This is a genomic window from Candidatus Nanogingivalis gingivitcus (genome assembly GCF_004151455.1).
Lineage (GTDB): Bacteria > Patescibacteriota > Saccharimonadia > Saccharimonadales > Saccharimonadaceae > Nanogingivalis > Nanogingivalis gingivitcus.
In genome coordinates, this window is record NZ_PRLK01000003.1 from 1 (window position 1) to 19,220 (window position 19,220).

Consider the following 19,220-nt stretch of genomic DNA (forward strand, 5'->3'; position numbering starts at 1 on the left):
ACACCTACACCTACACCTACACCTACGCCTACACAAATACCTGTGCATGTTCCATCACCAGTCCCAACGCAAACACTAATGCCGGCTCAAGCACCTATGCAGGCCGTAGTCCCACAGCCTACGCCAGTTCAAACTAAAGCACCGGTGCCAGTTTTTACAAACCAAAACATAAATATAGCACCACAAACACTACAGCAATCACAACAAACACCCCAACAAACACCTCAACAAACACCCCAACAAACACCCCAACAAACACCCCAACAAACATATACACCATCTTATAATAGCCAGCAGGCTACGGCTAACTTAAATACTACTTACTCGCCAGTAAATAATGTAACTTCGCAAAATATTTCTGTTCAGCCTGCTCAAACTTTTAGAGTGCCTGAACCTCCAAAGCCACAAGTTCCTGCTATAAATTCTATAAATAATAATATGGTAAATACACAAAAAACATTTGCTATTAATCAGCAAAACTATAATTACGCTAATAATTCTATTGCTTATCAACAAGTAGCCATCAACAGCCAATACAGACCTAATACTATTGCTAATAATGTACAACCAATAGCTCAAAATAATATGAATAATAGAGCTAGTGTGAATAATATAAATCAAAACAATTATTCAAGGCCTCAACCTCAGCCAGTGTTAAGTGATATAGATAGACAGAGAGCTTTATATATACAAAACTTAAGGCAGGGGAGACAATAGAGAAGTAGAAATAAAAGCATAAGGATATAGATTTTTACAGTTAAGCAATATATAATGGAGATAATATGATAAAGATTTTACTAGTAGAGGATGATAAAAATTTAAGAGAAATTTATGGGGTGCGATTACTGGCAGAGGGCTACCAAATTGTTACTGCTGGAGATGGCGAAGAAGCTCTAGCTATGGCTATAAAAGAAAGGCCTGACCTTATTATTAGTGATGTAATGATGCCTAAAGTATCTGGTTTTGATATGTTAGATATACTAAGATCTACCACTGAAACTAGAAATATTAAGGTGATTATGATGACGGCTCTATCTAGTGAAGATCAGCGTAGAAGAGGTGAAATGCTTGGAGCTGATAAATACCTTGTTAAATCACAAGTTGGGATTGAAGATGTTGTAAAAACGGTTAAAGAGGTATTGGGAGCTAATAATGCCCCAGTAGTTAATGATCAAAATGCTGAGTTGTTAAATAATAATTTTATTAGTACTCCTCAACCCGCAGTGATGCCTCAAGCTATGCCTCAGCAAACTGTTCAGTCTAACCCTGCAATAAATAGGGAAGAAGTACCTGCAGCAAATACACAAAGCATGTATGCTAGTGTGCAAAGACCAGCAGTTAGTAGTGTACCATTACCTGCTAGCCAAAATATAGGTTCAACAAGAAGAGATACCGTTAATGTAGGTAGAGCCCCAATACCTAATTTAGCTGGTTATGAACGTATTGATAGAGAAAGGCAAACTGCCAATGGTTCTATTAATGTACCATACCAAAGTACACTTCCAAAACCTGTAGCACCTTTTTCTAGCGACAGGCCTAAAGCCAGTGCACCTTCAAGGACTATTGAAGATATTATTCCACCAAGAGGACAACAGATAGCTCCTTTAGAAAATTCAACACCAAACCAAGATATAGGTAACCTTATTAATAAAGCCCTTAATGAATAGTATGGGAGAACAAGAACCATCTTTACGCTTAAATAAATTTTTAGCCCTGCAGTTAGGAATTTCACGAAGAGAGGCAGATAACCTTATTTCTTCAAGTAGAATTACTATAGACGGTCAACAGGCAGAGCTTGGGGCACGCTTTAAAGACGGAGCTAACATTCTTTTAGATGGTGAAAGTATTTCTACTAAGAAAAAAGAATATACTTATATTTTATTAAATAAGCCTACAGGCTATGTTTGTTCACGAAAAAAACAAGGTGATAACGAAACTATATATAGCTTGTTACCTAAAGAATTTAATGAGCTTAAACCAGTAGGTAGATTAGATAAAGATTCTAGTGGAGTATTATTATTAACAAATGATGGCGATTTTGCTTTTCAAATGACGCACCCTAAATTTTATAAAAATAAAGAATATATTGTTGAGCTTGATATAGCATTAGAGCCGTTACATCAACAGATGATTGCCGATTTTGGTATTAATTTAGAGGACGGAAAATCTCAATTAGGACTAATAAGGCTTGATGATAGCCGTAAGAAATGGCGAGTAATTATGAGGGAAGGTCGTAATAGGCAAATAAGAAGAACTTTTGCTGCATTAGGTTATAAAGTAAAAAAATTACATAGGGAAATTTTTGGTTCTTATCAGTTAGAAGATGATTTGAAAAAGGGTGAGTATAAAATAACAATTAAAAAATAAAAGCAGATATTTTTATCTGCTTTAAAAGTATAAAACTATAAATGGAGTAATTGATAATTTACTACCGCTTTAGGAATTTCTAAGTATGAATCTTCTAATATAGCTTTATTTTTCATTGTAAAGCACCTCTTTTCTAGATTAATAAGGCGTATTTTAATATAACTACGCACTATATACAAAAATTGAAGAAGGTACTATTATATGTTATAATTACTATATTATGTCTAAAATTCTTCCTAAAGTGGCTATTATAGGCCAAGCAAATGTAGGTAAATCGTCATTGTTTAACCGAATGATTCGTGCTCAACAAGCTGTTGTTGCACGTGAAGCTGGAACAACACGTGATAGCGTACTTGGTAAAGTTAAATATAAAAAGCAAGCTTTTTGGCTAATTGATACAGCTGGACTTAAAGACCCTAACGACGAATTTGAAGCTACTATTCAAGAGCAAATTCAAGATGCAGTTGATGTATCAGATTTAATATTGGTAGTTTTAGATTCAACTAAAAGCTTTACGCATGAAGATAAATTAATAGCAAAAAAAGCTTTAAAATCTCGTAAGCCTGTTTTCTTAGTTTTGAATAAAACTGACTTAAAAGGTAATCTACCAAATGAAGAGTTCTTAAGGCTAGGTATAAAACCTATTTTTAGAACATCTGCAGAACACAATAGTGGAGTGGAAGATCTATTGTCTGAAATAGCAGATAATATCCCTAAAGTTAGGGAAGAGGCTGAAGAAAATGAAGATGTTATTAAAGTAGCTTTAGTAGGAAGACCTAATGCTGGAAAAAGTTATTTATTTAACACTTTAGCTGGTAAACAGCAAGCTATTGTAGCTAATGTTGCAGGAACAACTAGGGATACCAATAAAACAGAAATTAGATTTCATGATAGAACTATTGAGCTTGTAGATACTGCAGGTATGCGTAAACCTGGTAAGCAAGAAGTTGGAATAGAAAAATTCTCAGTACTAAGAACTTTAAATGCTATTGACGAGGCTGATATCTGTTTACTATTAATGGACGCTAACGAGCTTAATACGCAGCTAGATCAACGCATTGCAGGACTTATTAATGATGCAGGAAAAGGCATGATTATAGTAGTGAGCAAGTGGGATAGTGTTGAAGGTAAAGATGCTTATACTAGAGATGCGTTAGCACCTAGAATTGCACATTATTTTAAATTTACTCCTTGGGCGCCATTAATTTTTACTAGTTCCAAAACTGGGCAAAATGTAACAAAAATATTTGATTTAGTATTAAATGTAGATAGAAATAGAAAAAGACAAGCAAAAACTTCCACATTAAACCAATTATTACAACAAGCTACACAATCCCATCCACCTGCAGGGCTTAAAAATACACACCCAAAACTAAGGTATATTTCTCAAAGCGACAGCAACCCACCATGGTTTATTATACATGGTTCTAACTTAAAGTTTGTTCACTGGAGCTATAAGCGTTATTTAGAAAGGCTAATACGTGAGAACTTTGATTATTCTGGTACACCAATCAAATTCTCATTCAGAGATGAAAAACAAATTAAAGAGAATAAGAAACGTATTGCTGAGGGTAAAGACCCAATTAATAAAGCTAGTGGAAGTTTAAAAAAGGCCGTGGAATTACAAAGTAAGCGTGAACGCAAGCGTGATGAACGTTTAGCTAAATATGGCATTACAAAAAATAAAAAGTAGTGAAAGATATTACTTATGAAAGTTATTCTTTTTCAAGGTAATTACCCTAAAGAATATGAAGATACTAGGCATAATATAGCTTTTAAATTTGCTGATAGATTAGCAGATAAAAAAGGCTTAAATTTTACTGTTAAAAATAAATATTATGCTAATATACTTGAATTTAAATATAGAGAAGAAAAAGTATTATTAGTGAAGCCAAATACTTTTTATAATGATACAGGTAAGAGTGTTAGGGCTATTTGTGATTTTTATAAGGTTAATTGGCAGAAAGACTTATTAGTTATTTGTGATGATCTAGATTTATTATTCGGTGAAGTAAGGGCTAGACAAAGTGGAAGCTCGGCAGGTAATAATGGTTTAAAGTCTATATCAAAATATTTAAATGACGACAAGTTTACAAGAATTAAAATTGGAATTAAAAGTAAATTATATATTGAGCATAAAATAGATGCAAGTGACTTTGTGCTAGGCAAGTTTAATAGTGAAGAAAAGCTAAAGCAAAGTGAAATTTTTGATATAGTAGAAGAATTTATTGAATTATTTTTGCAAAATAATTTACAAAATATTAAAAAAAGTATTAGTAATAAATAAAAAGCTTTTCATTATAATAAAATTGAATATATCTAAAAATAGTGCTAATATACAGATATAATATTTTAAGCATAAGCCCATTGACAATATATATAAAATATTTTTTTAATTTAATATAATTTTAGTAAAATAAAAACCGCCTAAGCACGGGTGGGCATCGCTTAGACGGTTTTTTATCCCTTCGACGCACCCGAGTAAGGCTCGATCTTTCGAAGCTGACGACCCACCTCATACAACTAAGGGTCCGCCGGTCAAAGGGGTTACTGTATATAATATTTACTATTAAAGTATGTAGAGGAAGAAAGAATGAAATTGGTAAATATTATATACTATAACAGTTATTATAGTTCTTGATAAAATATATAATGTATTTTATCAACTTTCTATATAATATCATAATAAATATAATTAGTCAATAGTTTTAACATAAATTATGAATATAAAAACTTTTAGACCAGAAAAATACGAATATACAAAAATACTATCAAATATATCAGACTGTCCATCTGAATTATTCTATAAAGGAACTCTACCTAATAAAAGAATTAAAACAGTTGCTATTGTTGGGTCTAGAAAACCAACAGCTTATGGTAGAAATATTGCAAATAAAATAGCTAATAGATTAGCTGAAGTGGGTATTGTTGTGATATCTGGTTTGGCTTTAGGTATAGACTCGGTAGCACATAGAGGAGCATTAGAAAGGGATGGCTTAACTATTGCGGTATTAGCTAATGGATTAGACATGGTGTATCCAGCTATGCACAGGTCTTTAGCTGAAAGAATTATTTCTTCAGGTGGAGCTATTATTAGCGAATACCCTATAAATACTAAACCATTACCATGGCAGTTCTTAGCTAGGAATAGAATTATTTCCGGCTTAGCTGATGTTATAGTTGTAGTTGAAGCAGCTAAAAGGAGTGGGACATTATCTACAGCATCTCATGGCATTAATCAAGGCAAAGAAGTTTTTGCAGTTCCGGGCAATATTACATCTCCGTATAGTGAGGGGTGTAACCATTTAATAAAAATGGGAGCTACGCCTCTTATTGATATTGATGAATTTATAAAATATTTAGTTCCTGAAGTAGATGCGAAAAGTAAACAAGCTTATCTACCTATTGGAAACAATGATATTGAAAATTTTATTATTAATAAATTAAGGGATGGAGAGGTTGATGGTGATGAGATATTTAGTGGACTTAATATATCAATAAGTGAATTTAACCAAGCTCTTACTATGCTAGAGATAAAAGGAATAATTAAATCGCAAGGTGGTAATAGATGGAATTTAGGATAATAAAATGTTATAATAAAGGGTAATTATGTTTGTAGATACTGCTAAAGTTTTTATTCAGGCTGGAAAGGGTGGCAATGGTGCCGTTAGTTTTCGGCGTGAATTATATATAGAAAAAGGTGGCCCAGATGGCGGGGATGGTGGACGTGGCGGAAATGTTATTTTTAAAGCTACTAAAGATCTAAATACCTTGCTAAATTTTAGGTATAAACCTGAGCTTAAGGCTAAAAATGGAGAAAATGGTTCAAAGAGAAATAAGACAGGTAAAACTGGTGAAAATTTAATAGTTAAAGTGCCAGTAGGTACGCTTGTTAAAAAAGAAGGAATTATATTAGCAGACCTTGATATTGATGGTAAAGAAGTAATTATTGCTAATGGTGGTGACGGAGGTTTTGGTAACGCACACTTTAAATCAAGCGTAAGGCAAACACCTAGGGTTGCTGAGCTTGGTGAGGCTGGTGAAACTTTTGAAGCCGATTTAGAACTAAAACTATTAGCAGATATTGGACTAGTAGGATTTCCGAATGCTGGAAAATCTACTTTTTTAAGCGTAGTATCTAATGCGCGACCGGAAATTGCTAACTATGCTTTTACCACTTTAACACCAAATTTAGGTGTTGCTTCTATAGATGATAGTAATTTATTAATAGCAGATATACCAGGGTTAATAGAAGGCGCTAGTGAAGGTAAAGGTTTAGGCGACGCTTTCCTTAGACATGTTGAGCGTACATCAGTACTACTACACCTAATTGATATATACGAGGAAGACCCAGCAAAGCAGTATCAAATTATTAGAGAAGAACTAGCTAAATATCAACCTGAGTTGTTAGATAGACCAGAATTAATTGCTTTAACAAAAAGCGAGGGTATGGACGAAGACTTAAAGGCTTATCAAGTAGAGAAGATTAAGCAAGTAGCTCCTAATTCACAAATATTTGTTATTTCTTCAGTAGCCCATCAAGGCCTAAAAGAATTATTAAGGGCATTAAAAATAGAAGTTGATAATTATAGACTGCAAAGCAAAAAAGAAGAAGAAAATAATGATGAAGCAGAGCTACCTATAATAACCCTTTCCCAAGCAGAAGTAGAAAATAGTTGGTACACTGAATACCTAGAAGAAGAGGGTGTTTATATAGTTAAGGGCAAAAAGATCGAGAAATTTGCTAGAAGAACTAATTTCAATAATATTCACGGAGTAAATCGCTTAAGAGATATTATGCGTAAAATGGGTATAGAACAAGAAATTAGAAGAATGGGTGGAGTGAATGAATCGATTATTGAAATAGAGAATAATAGATTTGAACTAGTTGATTCTAGCTGGGAAGACTAAAAGCCTTATAAAGGCTTTTTTCTTTACTTAACAAAAGGCTATTATTTTGTTAAAATAGTAGTTAAATAAGCATAAAAATTTTGGGCAAAAGAATATGGAAAGTTATTACGATAAAATAAATAAAACTATTAAAACAGAAGACATAGAAGATGTTAGTGAATTTTATGAAGCAATAAATAGAAAAAATTTAACTAAAAAATTATCTGATGATAGACCATATGTATACTTTACTATGGAAGTTTACGATAAAGGCAATGGGATAAAAGGTGGTGGTGGTTTAGGAGTTTTGGCAGCCGATACTCGTAGAGTTGCTGAAACGCTAGAAATTCCATTTATTTGTGTAACGCCTTTTTATAGAAGCGAAATTCACCAAAGTATTGTTGCGCTGGATCAGAGGGAAACTATTATTAACGTGCGTCCAGAAGACTATGGCTTTGAATACCTTGATGATGTAGAAATTTTTAACCGTGATATGCCACCAGCAAGACTTAATATTTTCCAAAAAATTTTAGGATCTACCAGATTTTTAACTATGGGTGAAAGTAATTTTGGTGAACTATATGCAGGTGATGGTTCAGGAGATCATCGTTTGTATCAAGAAGTATCGCTGGGTTTTGGTGGATATAAAGCATTAAAAATGATAGGTAAAAAGCCTTCTGTTATTCAATTAAATGAAACAGCTACAATATTTGCAGCTGTAGCAAGGTTGGATGAGTTAGTTAAAAATGGTATGAACTTATATGAAGCTATAGTGTATGTTCGTAAGCACACCTTATATACTAACCATACTTTAGTGCAAGCAGCTGAGAGTGAATTTTCTTATGAACAATTCACTAAAATTGTTTTCCCTAATATTGAAAGTTCAGCTTTAATTAGATGGATAAGTGGACTCTTTAGAAATGATAGATTAAAATTATCTACCTTAACAATTGAGCTAGCTGAAGCTAAAAATGGAGTATCAAGACTACACGCTAGAGTTGCTGATTATCGTGATATTAATGGCGATAAGGTTAAATTTAGAGCTGTTACTAATGGTATTGATCTAAAAACATGGATATTGCCGGATATATTAGGCCTGTACTTAGAAAAAGAAATAATTGATAAATTTGGGCTACCTACAGATAATTTTAAAGAAAATATAGATAAGCTTGATATAGAGAAAATTAAAGAATTAAAGAAAAAAGGTAGAATAGAGTTAAATAAAGTACTTAAAAAACGCAAAAATCAATATGGGAAAAGTGTTCAAATTCCTGAAAACGCTTTAGTGTTTGATTTTAAACGCCGATTTGTAGACTATAAAAGACCTTGGATGCCTTTTGAAGATACGGAGAAATTAAGAAAAATTTTAAGAGATAACAATGCTTACTATATTTTAGCTGGAAAAGTACATCAAGGTGATAGTAGAATGAGGGCAACTTTAAATAGTGTTCTATCTAAAATAGAGAGTGATGATTTCTTGCGTGAGCGTGTCCATTTTATTCAAGATTATGATGAAGAACTAGGTAGAGCTTTGGCTGTTGGTTCAGACATAGCCATTAATGTGCCTATTGTAGGATTAGAAGCTTGCGGTACATCATTCATGAAAGATTTAGGTAATTTAAAATTACTTATTTCTACTGCTGATGGTGGGGCTGCGGATATCTCGCCTACTTCCGCATTAGAGGTTTCAGGAATTAACTATGAGCAAGAATTAAATGCTATTTATAAGCAAATGGAAAAAGCCTGCTATATTTACAATAATGATACTTTACTTCAGAAACAAATTAAAAACCAGCTAGTAGACTATTTGCCGATTGTTAGTGGTGCTAGAATGATGAAAGATTATTTACAGTTAATCTTTGGCCAAAAGTAGAGCTTAAACACATAAAATAATTACCTTATATAAGGTAATTATTTTATACTACTGAAAGAATTTTCCTTTGCTAAATTTTTCACCACTTAGGATGTCGTATTCTATCATTTCATAATCCTTTAATAATTGATTTTTTTCAGCCTCATCCATAGTAACGAAATCTTTATTAAGTGCTGGAAAAGATTGCCTTAAATCATTCAACATATATTGAAAAGGTGACAACTTAAGATTTGCTTGAGACAGAGCAGTGACTTGAGTGTAATTAAGAGATTGTGTGCCTAATTTAATTTTTTCGTTCTCAAAGTTAGAATAAACAAGCAAGGGAGTTCGGCGAATATCGTGTTCATTTTGATAATTACTAAATACATCACCATAGATTCCTGGCCAGTGGTCCCCCCAGAAAACAACAATAGTTTTTTCGTTTAGCTTATTTAAGGAGGCTATAAAATTTTTCATAGCATTATCAGAATAGTTTATGCCTCTTAAGTAGCCTTCTATCTTATGTGCTTCTTCAGTATTATTATTTTTAGCTGTTACGCTAAATGGATTATTTTCATATATATCTTCATAAGGCATATGGTTTTGCATAGTAACAAGATGTATGAACGCTGGTTTTTCAGACTCTTTTAACTCATCAATAGTTTGTTTTAATGCAGACTCGTCAGATATGTAAGGTGACTTTTCTAGCGTATCTTTATATTTAAAATCATCTTCACCTTTAAATTTTTTAAAACCTAGTGTTGGGTATACGGAATTGCGTTTATACATTGTTGTTTTATAGGGGTGTAAGGCAATAGTTGAATAGCCGTATTGAGATAGATAACGTGGCAGGCTAGGAATAGTGTTATTGCCTGAAACTAGGGATGAATAAGGAATAGTATTGAGGAAGAAATTGCTAAAACCTGTTAGGGCTTCAAATTCTACATTAGCTGTTCCACCACCATATTCACTAGAGGCTGCCCAGCCAGAAGTATGCTTTTTTAGTAATTTATGGGTATAGGGTATAGGGTCTTTTTTGCCGTAATCATATATGTGTTTACCTAAAGATGGGTCAATAAAGCTTTCGCTCATAACATATACAATGTTTACTTTTTCTTCTTTTGGGTCTTTTTTGGTGTCGTTTTGTTCTTTAGCTATATTTATATATTTTTGAGTAATTTTATCAACCTCTTTTTTACTATAATTTGCTGGTTTAGGCTGTTTTTTCTCTCGTAAATTAGTAATTGTACCAACTATAAAACCATTAGTCTCATAATTGTAAGCTTGGCTGGTAAAATCTACATTCGTATTGAGTTTTTCTACAAAAAAGAAAGTACCTTTACCGTTTAAATCATTTCTTAAGAAACTAGTTTGTGTCATTAGAATATTAATACCAATAAAAATAGCAAAAATACGTACGCCTAGCATTACAAAATGGTTAGTTTTAATTTTGTACTTTCTTTTAAGAAATCTGTTAATAATTACAGAAAATAATAATATTATGAATACTGAAGCTAAAAGCATTATAATATCGCTTATATTTACGAAGTGTGATAGTGAGCCAGCTTCACTAGTCATAGCTAGATCTTCAGGTAAGAAAGGTGTATGGCGTGATGCCATTTTTTGGGTGTTTATAAACATTATAATAGTGATTAATGAATAAAAAACACCAATTGCAATAGGCCAATTACCTATAATGCTAATAGTAATTATTAGTAGAACTAACAAGATAGTTTTACTTAGTTCTACTAGCTCATGTTTCTCTGCTAAAAAAGTTGAGACCAACTGACTGTCTTTAAATTGAAGAGATAATACATAAGATAGAGAAAGATTGCCTGCTAATATAATTATTATGCCACTAAGTATAATGAAAAATATTTTCGACCTTAATATTGAACGAAGTATATAAAAAACATAAGGGAACAAAGAGGAGATTTTCCTTAACATACTCTTAGTATAACAAAAAATGCATTTTTAAGTAAAAATTAAGGATACTATGCAATAATATGCTTGTGGTAAAAACCACAAAAGGAGGAAGATGAATAATAACTCTAAAATTTATTTAAGTAAACACGGAATTAAAGAATTAAAAAAGAAGATTAATAAACTATCACATGAACAGAAAATGCTAGAGCTAGAGCTAAGAAATAGTGACGTAAAAGAAGACAGCATGTTGCAAATTGAAGTTTTAGCAAGGCTAGATTCTGTTAGGTCTGAAATAGCTGAAAAACAATTAAAATTAAAGAATGCCAAGATACTACCTAAGAAAAAGAGTATTATAGTATCATTAGGCTCTATTGTTGAGCTAATAGATAATGCAACAGGAAAAATTTTTAAATATCAAGTAGTTGATAGTATAGAGGCTGACCCATTAATAGGCAAGATATCCTCAGATAGCCCCTTAGGAAAAAGTTTATTAGGTAAAAAGGCTAATGAAATGATTAATTGGAGTATTGGTGTAAAAAATATGCAAATGCAATTAATTACGGTTGCATAATCGAGGAAATAAATTAATAAAACCCCTTCATTATTTGTAGGGGTTTTTATCTTCTAAAAAACTTATGTTATACTTTTAGATAAAAGAGGGGAATTTTATATGGATATTGCAATTTTAGTTACACTTATAGTTTTAATAATTATTATTCTTTGGCGTGGTTTTGGTGGTAATAATAAGAATGACGATAAATCAGTAGAATTATTAAAAGCAGATTTAATAGAATTAAATAATAGTTTAAATAATATGAAAGATAGCTTTGGTAATAATTTAACGAATTTAAACGAAAAAGTTACTGAGAAGCTTGAAAAAAATAACTTTCAACTGCAAAGTTCTATGAATAGGCAGTTGAGTGAAAGTATTAAAATAGTTGAAGAAGTTAGCAAGAGATTAACGAAACTAGATGAAACAAATAATAGGGTTGTTAATGTTGCCGATGAACTTAAGACTTTACAGAATGCACTGCGTAACCCTAAGCAGAGGGGTGTGTTAGGAGAATTTTATTTATCTCAAGTATTGTCCAATGTGTTACCTCCTAATGCTTTTACTCTTCAGTATAAATTTAATAATAGTGAAATTGTTGATGCCGTAATATTTTTAGATAAACAAAAGATCTTGCCAGTTGACTCTAAATTTAGTTTAGAGAACTATAATCGCATGATTGAATCCGAAGGCGAAGAAAAGAAACAGCTTGCTAAAAAAGTAAGGGACGATCTAAAGATAAGGATTGATGAAACGGCAAAATACATTCGACCTAATGAAAATACTATGGATTTTGCTTTTATGTTTATACCAAGTGAAAGTTTATATTATGATATGCTAATTGGTAAAGTTGGTAGTAATGGTGGCGACGAGCGAGATTTAATTGAATATGCTTTTAGAGATAAGAGAGTTATAGTTGTGAGTCCTACTAGTTTTATGGCGTATTTGCAAACAGTTTTACAAGGGCTTAAATCTTTACAAATTGAAGAGCAAAGTAAAGAGATACAAAAAAGAGTAGGCCTGTTATCTGCTCACATTATAAAATATGAAGATTTAATGAATAAGCTAGGGAAATCATTAGGTACTACAGTTAACCACTATAATAATGCACATAAAGAGTTAGGTAAAATAGACAAAGATATTGTGAAAATATCCGGAGAAGAAAATTCTGCTGAAGTTTTGCCGCAAAATATTGAAAAACCAACAGAATAAGAACTGTTCAAATAGATTAGACAAATCAAAGTAATTATGTTAAAATTTTTTAGTATAAAATAAGGAGGAAGATGGCTACAAAAAAGAAAGTAGTTAAAGATAATAAGAAAACTTCTAAAGAGAATACAGTAATTAAAAAAGTAGAGGATAAAGGAAGTACTATAGTTAAAAATATCGTAAAGAGTCTTTCCGACCCAGCAGTTTTAGTGACAGTATTGGCTGAGTTTATAGGAACTTTTGTGTTAGCTACGGTTGTTTGTATTTCTAATGGTCAACCACTAATGCTAATGTTTGCGTTAATGGCAGTTGTTTTAATGATAGGTACGGTTTCTGGTGCTTATGTAAACCCTTTATTGACAGTTGGTGCTTGGGCTACGAAGAGAATTAGTACTGCAAAAGCTTTACTATATGTAATAGCACAAGTTCTTGGTGCTATGTTATCGTTCGTACTAGTTAAGAGTTATATTGATAGCTTAGGAGTAGGCGATGCTTCACAACTTGGACAAGCTCCACAAATGTTTTCTGCTACTAAAATAACAGAAGGCAAAGAAATGCTAGTGCTATTTGCTGAGCTTCTAGGAGCTTTCATCTTTAGCTTTGCTGTTGCACGTGTAACAGATAAAAATGATGAAAAAACTGATATAGCTAAAGCATTTGGCGTTGGTGGTGCTGGCTTGGTTGCCGTGTTTATTGCTAATACTTTTGCTTCAATTATGGGTGGCATAGCTATTGTTAACCCTGCTATAGCAGTTACTTTGCAGGCTTTCACTATTAAAAATCAAAGTGCTTCATGGTCATTTGCAATATACCTAGGTGCCGCATTAATTGGTGGTATTTTAGGATTTGTATTAAATTCATTAATGAATAAAGCTAGCAAAAAATAAATATAATATTCTAAGTAATGAATAGGCTACCTAAAGGGTAGTCTATTTTAAATTAGTAGTGTTATAATATAAAGATAAACTAAATAAAGGAATAAAATAATGGCTTTATATGTTAGACAAGACGAAGAAAGAAGTGAACTTCAACAAAGAATAGCAGCAGATTTGAGGGAAAAACAAAAGAAAAATTCTTTAGATGAAGGCAGTGGCAAAGGGGAAAGAAGTGAATTTAACGGAGAAGATGCTGTTTTTCTAGAGGGAACCAAGCCAACTACAGGGCTTGCATTTGTTTGGCTGTTAGTTTTTATTGCTATTATGATAGCTATAGGTTTATTCTTAGCCTTTGCTAAAGGGTAAAATAAAAAAATCATCGTGTTATAATAGGTAGTAGTTATGGAAAAGATTGAGCAAGTAAGAAAACAGCTATTAGAAAAAATTGAATCATTGCAAAATCCTAGTGATATATTAAAGTCTTCTGAAATTAAAGATTTATATAAAATGATCCCCACGCTAGCTGGTGAGCATAGGAAAACTTTTGGTGAAAAAGTTAATCAACTAAAGAATGAAATTCAGAGTATAGTAGAGCAGAAAAAACAGGAGATTGAAGAGCAAGAAGTTCAAAGCCTTGATATTACTGCACCTTTTGGCGAAAGCACAGCAAAAGGTAGCTATAAACCTAAGTTGATAGGTTGCGAAAATGGATCTTTGCATCCACTTCAAAAGGAGCTGCAAAAAGTAGTAGATATTTATGTTCGAATGGGATTTGAAGCAGTAGAATCTAGACAAATTGATGATGACTGGAATATGTTTGGTGCACTAAACTTCCCTGAGAATCATCCAGCTAGGGACGGTTATGATACATTTAGAACAGAAGAAGGTTTTATTCCACCAGCTCATACTTCAACAATGCAAAACAGGGTATTAAAACACGGAAAAGAACAACTAGAAAAAGAAGGACAGATTGCTCATATTTCATATGGTAGAGTATTCCGTAATGAGGATTTGGATGCTACACATGAACATACCTTTTACCAGTGTGAGGGAGTTTTTGTTAGTAAAAATGCCAATTTAAGCCAGATGCTAGGAACTCTCCATGCCTTTTTTGAAGAATATTATGGTCAAAAGCTAACTATTAAAACTCAACCAGGATATTTTCCATTTACTGAACCAAGTTTAGAATTTTTAATTGAAAAGCCTGCAAGCCTTGGTGGTAAAAAAGGTGAATGGCTTGAGATGCTTGGATGTGGAATGATACATCCTAATGTTTTGGAAGCTGCAGGTATTGATAGCAGTAAATATCGTGGCTTTGCGTGGGGTGGAGGAATTGAAAGACTAGTTATGTTGAAATATGGAATTTCTGATATACGTTATTTCGAAAGTGCAAAGTTAGAATTTTTAAAGGAGTTTTAAAATGATAATATCTGTAAATTGGTTGAAGAAATTTGTGGCAGATTTGCCTCCTGTAGAAGAGCTAGTAAAAATTATTGGAGCTCGCTTAGTTGAAATTGAAGATGTAATAAATTTAAACGAAAAATATAAGGACGTATTGGTAGTTAAAGTTATCAGTGCTCAAAAAGTTGAAGGCAGTGATCATTTAAATCTTTGTAAAATTGATGATGGTGGGAAAAGGCAAGGTGTCGAAAGAGATTATGATGGCTTAATTCAAGTTGTTTGTGGAGCACCAAATATGAGAACAGGCCTATTTGTAGCGTGGTTACCACCAGCTTCTATAGTACCTGAAACTTTTAAGAAAGAAGACTTTGTATTAGGTTCGCGTAAGCTTATGGGAAATATGAGTAATGGTATGATTGCTAGCATTAAAGAGCTGGACCTTGGTGAAGAACACGATGGTATTCTAGAAATTACTAATGATATTGCTAACAAAGAATTATGTGCAGGTGATAGCTTCTCTGAAATTTTTGAACTAGATGATTATTTAATAGAAGTTGAAAATAAAAGTTTAACGCATCGTCCTGATTGTTTTGGTAATATCGGGTTTGCTAGGGAAGTTGCTGGTATTTTAGGTAAGAAATTTAAAGAGCCTTTATGTCTAAATACTGCTAGTGTAGTAGAAGGTGCTAATAATGAGATTTCTATTGATATTAAAGATGAGAAATTATGCTCTAGCTATGCTGTAGCTACTTTTGACGCTGTAAACCTAAAAAAACAAGAATCATTATCTATAGAAAAGAGTTTTTTGCATCGTAGTGGAGTTAAAGCTATTGATCCAATTACTGATTTAGCTAATTTTATTATGCTAGAGGTTGGTCAGCCATTGCATACTTTTGACCTTGATAAGCTTGAAAAATTACACGGAAGTAAAGATATTAAAATAACAATAAGGAATGCTTTTCAAAACGAAAAAATAGTAGTTTTAGGAAATAAAGAAATCTCTCTTGCTGAAAATGATATTGTGATTGCTGTAGGAGGTGAAGGGCAACACGCTGTTGCTATCGCTGGAGCTATTGGAGGAGAGGCTACAAAAATAGATAATAGTACTAAAAGAGTACTAGTAGAAAGTGCAACATTCAACCTATATAATTTACGTAGCACTCAAATGAGACATGGTATTTTCTCGGAAGCGATAACGCGTTTTACTAAAGGTATACCTAGAATGCTGAATGTGGTTGCACTTAAAAAATTTGCAGAAAAAAGCCAGCAGATTGGATTGTCTCAATCAAGCAATATTTTAATTAATTCTCTTAAAAATAAAGCACAAGAATTATCAGTAAATGTAGAAAAAATAAATAATATTCTAGGTACGAATTTTAGTATTGATGATATTTCTGAGACATTACTAAATGTTGGTTTTAAAATCCAAAAGCAAGAGGAGAACGCTATAAGTATAGTTATTCCATTTTGGCGTACAGATATACATATTATGGAAGATGTAGCTGAAGAAGTTGGACGACTTAAAGGCTATGACAATATCAGTTTGACCTTACCTAAGAGAACTTTTAAACCTGTAGAATTATCAAATATAGACAAAATTCGAATGGAAATTAGAGAAATTTTAAGTTCAGCAGGGGCTAATGAGGTTCTAACATATAGTTTTATCCATAAAAAATTATTAGAAAATGTTTATCAAGACGAGAGTAATTCTTATAAAATTATAAACTCAATATCTCCAGATTTGCAATATTATCGTCAAACTATTTTACCAAGCTTACTTGATAAGATTAATAGTAATGTACGTAGTGGCTATAATGAATTTGCGATATTTGAGATAAATAAAGTTACTAGAAAAGATATGGGTATTCGTGATGATGTGCCGGTAGAAGAGTATAGACTGGCTTTAGCTTATACTAATAATGATTCTGAAGAGGCTTTTTATAATGCAAAGCAATATTTAGAATTTTTATTACGTAAATTAGGAATTAAATTAGTAGTTAAACCATTCAATATTTCAGCAGCACCATTAGCAGGCAAATTTGAACCTAAAAGATCGGCATTGGTGGGATATTATGAACATGATAGTAGTTTTGTAATGATAGGTGCAATTGGTGAATTTAAAAAGAGTGTTCAAAGGAGCTTTAAACTTCCAAAAGCTACAGCTGGTTTTGAAATAGTTATAGATAAAATTATTGATCAGTGGTTAGAAAGAAAAATGAATATTGAATTACCTTCAAAATTCCAAAGTATAGAGAGAGATATAAGTATAAGGGTTAATAACAAGGTTAGTTATGATGATTTGCTTAAATCTTTAGAAAATAAGATTAATAAAATTGATAATGAATGTGCAATAAAAATTAAACCTGTAGATATTTATCGATATGATCAAGATAATAAGAATATTACCTTTAGATTTAAAATTTCGCCATATGATAGAACATTTAATGGTGAAGATATAAATAAGATAATTACAGCTTTGCAGGATTCTATCATCGAATTAGGAACAGTAATATAAAAGTATAGAGGAGGAAAATATGGCACAAAAATTACAAACAGGGACTTCTAAAACTACTAGATATGCAATATGGGCAATCTTAATATTAACAGTGTTGAGTACTGTTGCCTTATATGCTTCAATGTTCCTAAGTCAAGATAATAACTATAAAGAAGCAAAAGTTCAGCAGGATAATTATAAGAAATATCAAGAAGCTACTGAAGAATACAATAAAAAAGCAGATAAGCAAGCAAAAGAACTTTCAGCTAAATACTACAATAGCTTTAAGGAGTTCAGAAAAACTCCAAGTGCATTTAAAGCTTCGGATGTAAAAGAGTTAGAAAAGAAAGATCTAAAAGTAGGAGATGGTGAAGAGATAACTGATAAAACTACCGAATTCTACGCTTATTATATAGGATGGAAACCAGATGGTAGTGTTTTTGATGGCAGCTTTAATAAAGACGAGTTGAAACTTCCATTAGCTGTAAAGAAAAATAACCGAGGATGGGGCGTTATTGATGGTTGGAGCGAAGGCATTCAAGGAATGAAAGTTGGTGGCGTAAGAGAGCTTACTATTCCTGCAGATAAGGCTTATGGATCTAATGGTAGCCCTAATCAGCAAGATTCAGCAAAATCAATAGCTCCTGATACTCCATTAAAGTTTATAATTATGCTTATACCTAAATTTGAGGAAATACCACAACCCAACTATAAGGACTACGGATTCTAATGATCGACCTAGCTATAGTTGGTGCTGGTCCAAGTGCTATCTCTGCGGCTATATATGCTGCTAGAGATGGCTTAAATGTTAAAGTTTTTGAAAAGCAAATAATTGGTGGTCTAGTATCTCAAACGGATCTTATAGAGAATTACCCTGGTTTTGAAGAAGGTATAACTGGCTTAGATCTTATTAAGAAAATGAGATCACAAGCTGAAAAATTTGGTGCTAAATTTGAATATGCCGAAGTATCTTCTTTAGAGCAGAAAGATGGATATGTTACATTTTTGGCAGATGGATTTGAACTTAAGGCTAGAACAATATTATTGGCTGTAGGAAATGAATATAGAAAATTAGGAATTGAAAACGAAGATAGATTTATTGGTAGAGGAATATATTTTTGTGGGACATGTGATGGACCTTTATTTAAAGATAAGGAAGTGATTGCAGTTGGTGGAGGAAACTCTGCAGTACAAGAAGCTATTTTTATAAGTAAGTATGCATCTAAGGTTCACTTAATTGTAAGGAGCGACATTAAAGCACAAGAAGTCTTAAAAGAAAGATTGGAAGACGCTGTTAATAAAGGGAAAATAACAGTCTATAAAGGTGCACAAATTAAAGAATTATTAATGGATGCAGAAAATATATCCGGAGCAAAAATTACTTTTAATGATTCTAGGGAGGATATTAATATTTTATCTCCGGCTATTTTTGAATTTATCGGTTTGGTCCCTAATACTAAATGGTTAGATGGTTCAGGTGTAGAAACTAATGATAGAGGAGAGATTATTGTGGATAAGAATTTAAAAACTTCTTTAGACTTGGTTTATGCTACAGGTGATGCTATTGAAGATGCTAAAAAACAAATTATAATAGCTGCTGGTAATGGTGCTTTGGCTGCCTTAAATATATCAAAAAAGCTAAGTTTTTAGTTACCT

The 19,220-nt window shown here is 32.3% G+C and carries 16 protein-coding genes and 1 pseudogene; 16 read left to right on the forward strand and 1 reads right to left on the reverse strand.

Annotation, left to right across the window (positions count from 1 at the left end; translation table 11 throughout):
* The 8 genes and pseudogenes from G6CMJM_RS03185 to glgP all read left to right on the forward strand — a co-directional run.
* Positions 1 to 717: pseudogene (locus G6CMJM_RS03185) on the forward strand (hypothetical protein); the annotation flags it as partial.
* Positions 718 to 782: 65 nt separating this feature from the next.
* Entirely contained in the window at positions 783 to 1,667 is an 885-nt protein-coding gene (locus G6CMJM_RS01085; RefSeq protein WP_129718643.1) for a response regulator transcription factor, read from the forward strand.
* Positions 1,660 to 2,367 (forward strand): pseudouridine synthase, encoded by a 708-nt coding sequence (locus tag G6CMJM_RS01090; protein ID WP_129718644.1) that lies wholly within the window; start codon positions 1,660 to 1,662, stop codon positions 2,365 to 2,367. Before G6CMJM_RS01085 ends, G6CMJM_RS01090 begins: the two co-directional genes overlap by 8 nt.
* A gap of 220 nt (positions 2,368 to 2,587) precedes the next feature.
* Positions 2,588 to 4,060 carry a ribosome biogenesis GTPase Der gene (gene der, locus G6CMJM_RS01095; protein WP_129718645.1) on the forward strand — a complete coding sequence of 491 codons (1,473 nt, stop codon included), beginning with the start codon at positions 2,588 to 2,590 and terminating at the stop codon, positions 4,058 to 4,060.
* Between the two features lie 15 nt (positions 4,061 to 4,075).
* Positions 4,076 to 4,654: an aminoacyl-tRNA hydrolase gene (gene pth / locus G6CMJM_RS01100; RefSeq protein ID WP_129718646.1), complete on the forward strand. Its 579-nt coding sequence runs from the start codon at positions 4,076 to 4,078 to the stop codon at positions 4,652 to 4,654.
* Between the two features lie 433 nt (positions 4,655 to 5,087).
* Positions 5,088 to 5,951 carry a DNA-processing protein DprA gene (dprA, locus tag G6CMJM_RS01105; protein WP_129718647.1) on the forward strand — a complete coding sequence of 288 codons (864 nt, stop codon included), beginning with the start codon at positions 5,088 to 5,090 and terminating at the stop codon, positions 5,949 to 5,951.
* A gap of 25 nt (positions 5,952 to 5,976) precedes the next feature.
* Entirely contained in the window at positions 5,977 to 7,278 is a 1,302-nt protein-coding gene (gene obgE / locus G6CMJM_RS01110) for a GTPase ObgE (protein WP_129718648.1), read from the forward strand.
* Between the two features lie 94 nt (positions 7,279 to 7,372).
* Positions 7,373 to 9,130 (forward strand): alpha-glucan family phosphorylase, encoded by a 1,758-nt coding sequence (gene glgP / locus G6CMJM_RS01115; protein ID WP_129718649.1) that lies wholly within the window; start codon positions 7,373 to 7,375, stop codon positions 9,128 to 9,130.
* A 48-nt stretch (positions 9,131 to 9,178) separates the two neighbouring features.
* Here the strand turns inward: glgP and G6CMJM_RS01120 are convergent, their stop codons facing one another.
* The gene (locus G6CMJM_RS01120) at positions 9,179 to 11,056 is read right to left on the reverse strand and encodes an LTA synthase family protein (RefSeq protein ID WP_129718650.1); all 1,878 of its coding nucleotides are present in this window, start codon (positions 11,054 to 11,056) and stop codon (positions 9,179 to 9,181) included.
* A gap of 91 nt (positions 11,057 to 11,147) precedes the next feature.
* Here G6CMJM_RS01120 and G6CMJM_RS01125 point away from each other — a divergent pair, with 91 nt between their 5' ends.
* The 8 genes from G6CMJM_RS01125 to G6CMJM_RS01160 all read left to right on the forward strand — a co-directional run bounded on the left by G6CMJM_RS01125 (position 11,148) and on the right by G6CMJM_RS01160 (position 19,214).
* Positions 11,148 to 11,606, forward strand: a complete 459-nt coding sequence (locus G6CMJM_RS01125; RefSeq protein ID WP_129718651.1) for a GreA/GreB family elongation factor — start codon at positions 11,148 to 11,150, stop codon at positions 11,604 to 11,606.
* Positions 11,607 to 11,705: 99 nt separating this feature from the next.
* Positions 11,706 to 12,797 (forward strand): DNA recombination protein RmuC, encoded by a 1,092-nt coding sequence (locus tag G6CMJM_RS01130; RefSeq protein ID WP_129718652.1) that lies wholly within the window; start codon positions 11,706 to 11,708, stop codon positions 12,795 to 12,797.
* A gap of 71 nt (positions 12,798 to 12,868) precedes the next feature.
* Positions 12,869 to 13,681, forward strand: a complete 813-nt coding sequence (locus G6CMJM_RS01135; protein WP_129718653.1) for an aquaporin — start codon at positions 12,869 to 12,871, stop codon at positions 13,679 to 13,681.
* 99 nt (positions 13,682 to 13,780) lie between these two features.
* The gene (locus G6CMJM_RS01140; protein ID WP_129718654.1) at positions 13,781 to 14,035 is read left to right on the forward strand and encodes a hypothetical protein; all 255 of its coding nucleotides are present in this window, start codon (positions 13,781 to 13,783) and stop codon (positions 14,033 to 14,035) included.
* 36 nt (positions 14,036 to 14,071) lie between these two features.
* Complete coding sequence (locus G6CMJM_RS01145; protein WP_129718655.1) at positions 14,072 to 15,088, forward strand: phenylalanine--tRNA ligase subunit alpha; 1,017 nt, start codon at positions 14,072 to 14,074, stop codon at positions 15,086 to 15,088.
* 1 nt (position 15,089) lies between these two features.
* A complete protein-coding gene (pheT, locus tag G6CMJM_RS01150) occupies positions 15,090 to 17,585 on the forward strand; it encodes a phenylalanine--tRNA ligase subunit beta (RefSeq protein WP_129718656.1) in 2,496 nt (831 codons plus the stop codon).
* Positions 17,586 to 17,604: 19 nt separating this feature from the next.
* Complete coding sequence (locus G6CMJM_RS01155) at positions 17,605 to 18,294, forward strand: FKBP-type peptidyl-prolyl cis-trans isomerase (protein ID WP_241569290.1); 690 nt, start codon at positions 17,605 to 17,607, stop codon at positions 18,292 to 18,294.
* On the forward strand, positions 18,294 to 19,214 hold the full coding sequence (locus G6CMJM_RS01160) for an NAD(P)/FAD-dependent oxidoreductase (RefSeq protein ID WP_129718657.1): 921 nt from the start codon (positions 18,294 to 18,296) through the stop codon (positions 19,212 to 19,214). The genes G6CMJM_RS01155 and G6CMJM_RS01160 overlap by 1 nt, the downstream gene beginning before the upstream one ends.
* Positions 19,215 to 19,220 lie beyond the last annotated feature (6 nt).